General features: G+C 68.5%; 6 protein-coding genes and 2 tRNA genes. 3 read left to right on the top strand and 5 right to left on the bottom strand.

Annotation, left to right across the window (positions count from 1 at the left end):
- Window positions 1–38 precede the first annotated feature (38 nt).
- Entirely contained in the window at window positions 39–947 is a 909-nt protein-coding gene (locus ACLN58_RS18000) for a DMT family transporter (RefSeq protein WP_415856617.1), read from the bottom strand.
- Between the two features lie 87 nt (window positions 948–1,034).
- On the opposite strand from ACLN58_RS18000, the gene ACLN58_RS17995 reads away from it, so the two are divergent.
- The 3 genes from ACLN58_RS17995 (at window position 1,035) to ACLN58_RS17985 (ending at window position 3,720) form a co-directional block, all read left to right on the top strand.
- A complete protein-coding gene (locus ACLN58_RS17995) occupies window positions 1,035–1,703 on the top strand; it encodes a PadR family transcriptional regulator (RefSeq protein WP_415856616.1) in 669 nt (222 codons plus the stop codon).
- Between the two features lie 185 nt (window positions 1,704–1,888).
- Window positions 1,889–2,899, top strand: coding sequence for an ATP-binding cassette domain-containing protein (locus tag ACLN58_RS17990; RefSeq protein WP_415856615.1), 1,011 nt, complete (start codon window positions 1,889–1,891; stop codon window positions 2,897–2,899).
- The gene (locus tag ACLN58_RS17985) at window positions 2,896–3,720 is read left to right on the top strand and encodes an ABC transporter permease (protein WP_415856614.1); all 825 of its coding nucleotides are present in this window, start codon (window positions 2,896–2,898) and stop codon (window positions 3,718–3,720) included. Before ACLN58_RS17990 ends, ACLN58_RS17985 begins: the two co-directional genes overlap by 4 nt.
- A gap of 266 nt (window positions 3,721–3,986) precedes the next feature.
- Here the strand turns inward: ACLN58_RS17985 and ACLN58_RS17980 are convergent.
- The 4 genes from ACLN58_RS17980 to ACLN58_RS17965 all read right to left on the bottom strand — a co-directional run.
- A tRNA-Ala gene (locus ACLN58_RS17980) sits at window positions 3,987–4,059 on the bottom strand.
- A 20-nt stretch (window positions 4,060–4,079) separates the two neighbouring features.
- Entirely contained in the window at window positions 4,080–4,199 is a 120-nt protein-coding gene (locus tag ACLN58_RS17975) for a DLW-39 family protein (protein ID WP_415856613.1), read from the bottom strand.
- Between the two features lie 30 nt (window positions 4,200–4,229).
- A tRNA-Ile gene (locus ACLN58_RS17970) sits at window positions 4,230–4,303 on the bottom strand.
- Between the two features lie 62 nt (window positions 4,304–4,365).
- Window positions 4,366–4,724 (bottom strand): DUF3566 domain-containing protein (locus tag ACLN58_RS17965; RefSeq protein WP_415856612.1); only part of this gene is annotated, 359 nt, incomplete at its 5' end.

Below are 4,724 nucleotides of genomic sequence, written 5' to 3'. Positions count from 1 at the left end.
CGCGCCGAACGCGAGGCTCGCGGCGCTCAATAGGCGCCCTAGTCCGCGCCGAGTTCGGGCTGACTGCGCGGCTCGCGCCGTGAGCGGCGCTGCCCGAGGACGACGACGGCGAGTCCGGCCAGGATGGCCGCGAGCCCCCCGTAGATCCCGCCCGGGAGCACTTCGTGCAGGAACACGGCCGCGAGAATAGCGGCCCCGGGGATCTCGAGCAGGATGATCATCGACACGACGAGCGGGCTGAGCGTCGCGACGAGGTGATTGAACGCGGTGTGCCCCACGAGCTGGGCCGCGACCGTGATCGCGAGAATGCCCACCCAGCCGATCGGCTCGAAACCGGCCAGTCGCTGGCCGGACGCGGCCGCGAGGATCGCCACGACAGCCGCACACACCCCGTAGCAGAGCGCCGTGTACGTTCCCGTGCTCATGGTCCGGCGGGCCTGTCCGCCTGCCATCGTGTAGAGCGCGGCGAGGATGCCTCCCGCGACCGCGAGCAGGTCACCGAGCAGCGCCTCGTGCGAGCCGCCGCCGAGGTCGAGCCCCGTGATCGCGACGACGCCCGCAAAGGAAAGGCCAAGGCCCACCACGACCGCGGGCGGCAGCCTTCGCCCGCGCACGAGCGAGAACACCGCGATCCAGCCGGATTGGAGGCACACGAGCGCCGTCGACGCCGCGACGGACGTGAGCGTGAGCGACAGGATGAAGCACACGAAGTGGAACGCGAGCGCGACGCCCGCGATGGAGGACCACATGAACTCGCGCCTTCCGAGGCGCCGAAACTGCGCCGGCTCGCGGACCGCGACGGGAGCCGCCATGACGACGGCCGCGAGGGCGTTCCGCCAGAACGCGATCGCGAGCGCGGTGACGGAGCCTCCTGCGAGTGTTGCTGCGATGAGGGGCCCGGACGCGGAGACGCCGAGCACGCCGGCAGCAGCGAGGAGGAGGGTCACCCGACCACTCTAGGCTCTTGACCGAGCATTCCATGAAGAATACTCTGAATAAAGTATTAGGAATCGGATAGGGGAGTCGACCAGGCCATGCCCAAGCGCCCAGTATCGAACCCGCTCGCCCTGGCCGTACTCTCGTGCGTCTGGGAGCGGCCCATGTATCCATACGAGATCACCACCACGCTGCGCGAGCGAGGCAAGCAGGACAGCATCCGCCTGAATTTCGGCTCGCTCTACGCGGTGATCCGCTCGCTCGAATCGCACGGCTTCATCCGCGCCGCGCGCACCGAGCGCGAGGGCAACCGCCCCGAACGCATCGTGTACGAGATCACGCCCGCCGGCATGACCGAGGCCCTCGACTGGCTGCGGGATCTCCTCGCGCGGCCCGTCAAGGAATACCCCGACTTCGAGGCCGGGCTCTCCCTCTTGCCGATGCTGACCCCCGGCGAGGCGCGGGCGTGCCTCGAACAGCGTCTCGAGCGGCTCGACGGCGAGATCCGCGACCGGAGGGAGCTCGAAGACACGAGCGCGAACGGCCTCCCCGAACTCTTCCTCATCGAGTCCTCCTACCGACTCGCGATCCAGAAGGCCGAGCGGGCCTTCGTGGCCGATCTCCTCGAGCGCATCGACCGCAAGACATTCGGCGGGCTCGACCTCTGGGAGGGCCTGCACGCCGCCCTCGCCGACGGAGTCTCCCGCGACGAGATCGCCGCGCAGCTCGCGGCCCGACTGGGAGAGGGGGGAGAAACAACGGCCTGATCGGCCCCGCCACGCCCCCGAGCGCGGCAACCGCAAAACGGCGGCCCGGATGCGCCAACATCCGAGCCGCCACCACCCGAGTCCTCCAGTGTCACCTGCCGCAGCGCGCGAAGCGCCGCGTCGGCCCGGGGTACGGCCATTGTAGTGCTGGCCCCGTGGGAGGACCCCACCGAAGGAATCCACCCATGTCACCACATCAGACGCCGCGCAACGGCGCGGCGATCACCGCCGTCGAACTCGCCAAGAGCTATCCCGGCGGACGCGGCAAGCCCGCTGTCCGCGCCCTCGACGGCCTCACGTTCGAGGCCGCTGCCGGCGAGGTCTTCGGACTCCTCGGCCCGAACGGCGCCGGGAAGTCGACTGCCGTAAAGATCCTCTCGACCCTCTCCCGCGCAGACTCAGGCAGCGCACGCGTGGCGGGGATCGACGTCGCCCGCCACCCCGACAAGGTGCGCGCAGCCATCGGCTTCGTCGCGCAGAAGTCCGTGTGCGATCCCATGGACACGGGGTACGAGAACCTCGTGCTCGCCGGCCGGCTCCAGGGCCTCCCAGGTCCTGCCGCAAAAGCGCGGGCGCTCGAGCTCTTGGAGCGTTTCTCGCTCAGCGGAGCGAGAGACCGCCTCGTGAAGACGTACTCCGGCGGGATGGCGCGCAAGCTCGATGTCGCCGTCGGCCTCATGCACCGCCCGAGCGTGCTGTTCCTCGATGAGCCGACCACGGGACTCGACCCGGAGGCGCGCGCGGACATGTGGGACGAGATCGAGGCCATGGCCGGGACGGAGAACATGACCGTGCTCCTCACCACGCACTACCTCGACGAGGCCGATCGGCTCGCCGCCCACGTCGCGATCCTCGACGCTGGGCGGATCGTGGCGAGCGGCACGCCGGAAGGGCTCAAGCGCGAGCTCCGCGGCGACGCCGTGATCGTCGAGACGGGGCTCGACGCAGATCCGGTGGCCGCCGCCCGCACGATGGCGGACCTCGGCGACGTGCGTGAGGTCTCGCGCGACGGGCGCACCGTGCGCTGCAGGACGGACGACGGCGCCGCGGCCCTCCCGCGCGTCCTCGCGGCGCTCGATGGGGCTCGCATCGCGGTCGCCTCGGCGACCGTCGCCCGCCCAAGCCTCGACGACGTCTATCTCCGCCACACAGGCCGGGCCTACTCGGCCGCCATCGGCGAGGAGGTGGCGGCATGAGCGAGATGACCCTGACCCGGGCCGCCAGCCCCACGCGCCCGGCGTCCTCAGCGCCGGTCACGCACACGGCCTTCCTCACGGCGAGGCTCCTCCGGGGCTTCTGGCGGATGCCCATGTACCTCGTCATGAACCTCGTCCAACCGATGATCTGGCTCTTGCTGTTCGGCCAGCTGTTCAAGTCGATCGCGGACATCCCCGGGTTCGCGTCGGGGAGCTACGTGGACTTCATGACGCCGGGCATCGTCATGATGATGGCGCTGTTCGGGAGCGCGTGGGCAGGTACCTCGTACATCCAGGACATGGACCGTGGCGTCATGGACCGCTTCCTGACCTCGCCCACGAGCCGTGGCGCGCTCATGGTCTCGACCATGCTGTTCCAGGCGGTCCTCACGGTCATCCAGACCGCGGTCGTCCTCCCGATCGCGTGGCTCACGGGCGCTAAATTCGATGGCGGGTGGGCTGGCCTCGCGCTCCTGTTCGTCGCCGCGATCCTCCTGACGTTCGTGTTCTCCGCGCTCTCGAACGCCGTGGCGCTCATGGCGCGGCAGCAGACGGCGCTCATCGGGATCTCGCAGCTGCTCTCGTTCCCGCTCATGTTCATCAGCTCCGCGATCATGGACACGCGGCTCTCGCCCTCGTGGGTGCGGGACCTCGCCCGGTTCAACCCGTTCGAGTGGGCGGTCGCGGCCGGGCGCGAGGCCCTTAGGTCATCACCCGACTGGGGCACCGTGTGGGGCGACCTGGGGCTCCTTGCGGCTCTCGCCGTCGTCATGGGCGGGCTCGCGACGGCGGCGTTCCGCGCGTACCAGCGCTCGGCGTAGGCGGTGCTTCCCGCTCCTGTCCGCGTCATGTGCCCGGAAAACGCGCCTCGATGAGACGCGCCGGGCCTGCGACCGATTGAGAAGCATCAAGGGGACAGGAGCGGGGGGCACGGCCCCGCCGTCGATAGGCTGCAACGGCCAGACCCTCCGCGCAAACGGCGGAATCAACTGACCACGACGCCCGACTTGCTAGGGCAGGCGCCTGATCTGGGGAAACAAGAAAGCCAGGCGTTCAGAACGCCTGGCTTTCTTCATTCTTCATCGGGTGGAGGCAAGGGGACTCGAACCCCTAACCCCCTGCTTGCAAAGCAGGTGCGCTACCAATTGCGCCATGCCCCCGCGTGGCCCGCGGGTGGAGACTAGTCGACGGTGTCCGTCGTCGAGCTCCACACTTTCTTCTGGGCCTCGGACTCCTGGATCTTCCGTACAAGAAAGGCGCCCGCAAGAGCAGCGATTGCAAGGGCAATCAACTTCTTCACGGGCACCTCCACGCCGGAAAACAGGTTCCGTGGGCGTACCAGGACTTGAACCTGGGACCTCTTCGTTATCAGCGAAGCGCTCTAACCGCCTGAGCTATACGCCCCCATGTGGCCTTTGGCCGAGATATGACTTTACAGCACCCCGGGGCCACCGGCCAAATCGAAATCAGTCGTCCGTAAGGGTCACGCCGATCCCGCCCACGAGGGCAGAGGCGATGTTGTAGAGCACCGCCGTAAGCATCGAAAGTGCCGTGAGGAGCACCACGTTGACCACCGCGATGATCGTCGCGAACGAGGCGACCTGACCGAGCGAGGCGACCTTCTTGAGGTCGAACCCGCCGCTCTCCGAACCAGCGACCTCACCGAGGAGGCCGTTGATCTTGTCGAAGATGCCCGTGATGTCGAGGACAGTCCACAGCACGATCGACGCCACGACCGTCACGATGCCGAGAGCCACCGAGAGCAGGAACGCCATCTTGAGCACGGACCACGGATCGACCTTGCTCACGAGCAGGCGAGCGCGAC

It is taken from the genome of Sinomonas sp. G460-2 (assembly GCF_047759905.1).
GTDB lineage: Bacteria > Actinomycetota > Actinomycetes > Actinomycetales > Micrococcaceae > Sinomonas.
Note: the sequence above shows the minus strand (reverse complement) of the source record. Positions and strands in the feature narration are given on the sequence as shown.

What these genes read in the sequence shown, in the direction of transcription:
- ACLN58_RS17995 (WP_415856616.1), top strand. Translation starts at nt 1,035, where the DNA reads ATGCCCAAGCGCCCAGTATCGAACCCGCTCGCCCTGGCCGTACTCTCG.
- ACLN58_RS17990 (WP_415856615.1), top strand. Translation starts at nt 1,889, where the DNA reads ATGTCACCACATCAGACGCCGCGCAACGGCGCGGCGATCACCGCCGTC.
- ACLN58_RS17985 (WP_415856614.1), top strand. Translation starts at nt 2,896, where the DNA reads ATGAGCGAGATGACCCTGACCCGGGCCGCCAGCCCCACGCGCCCGGCG.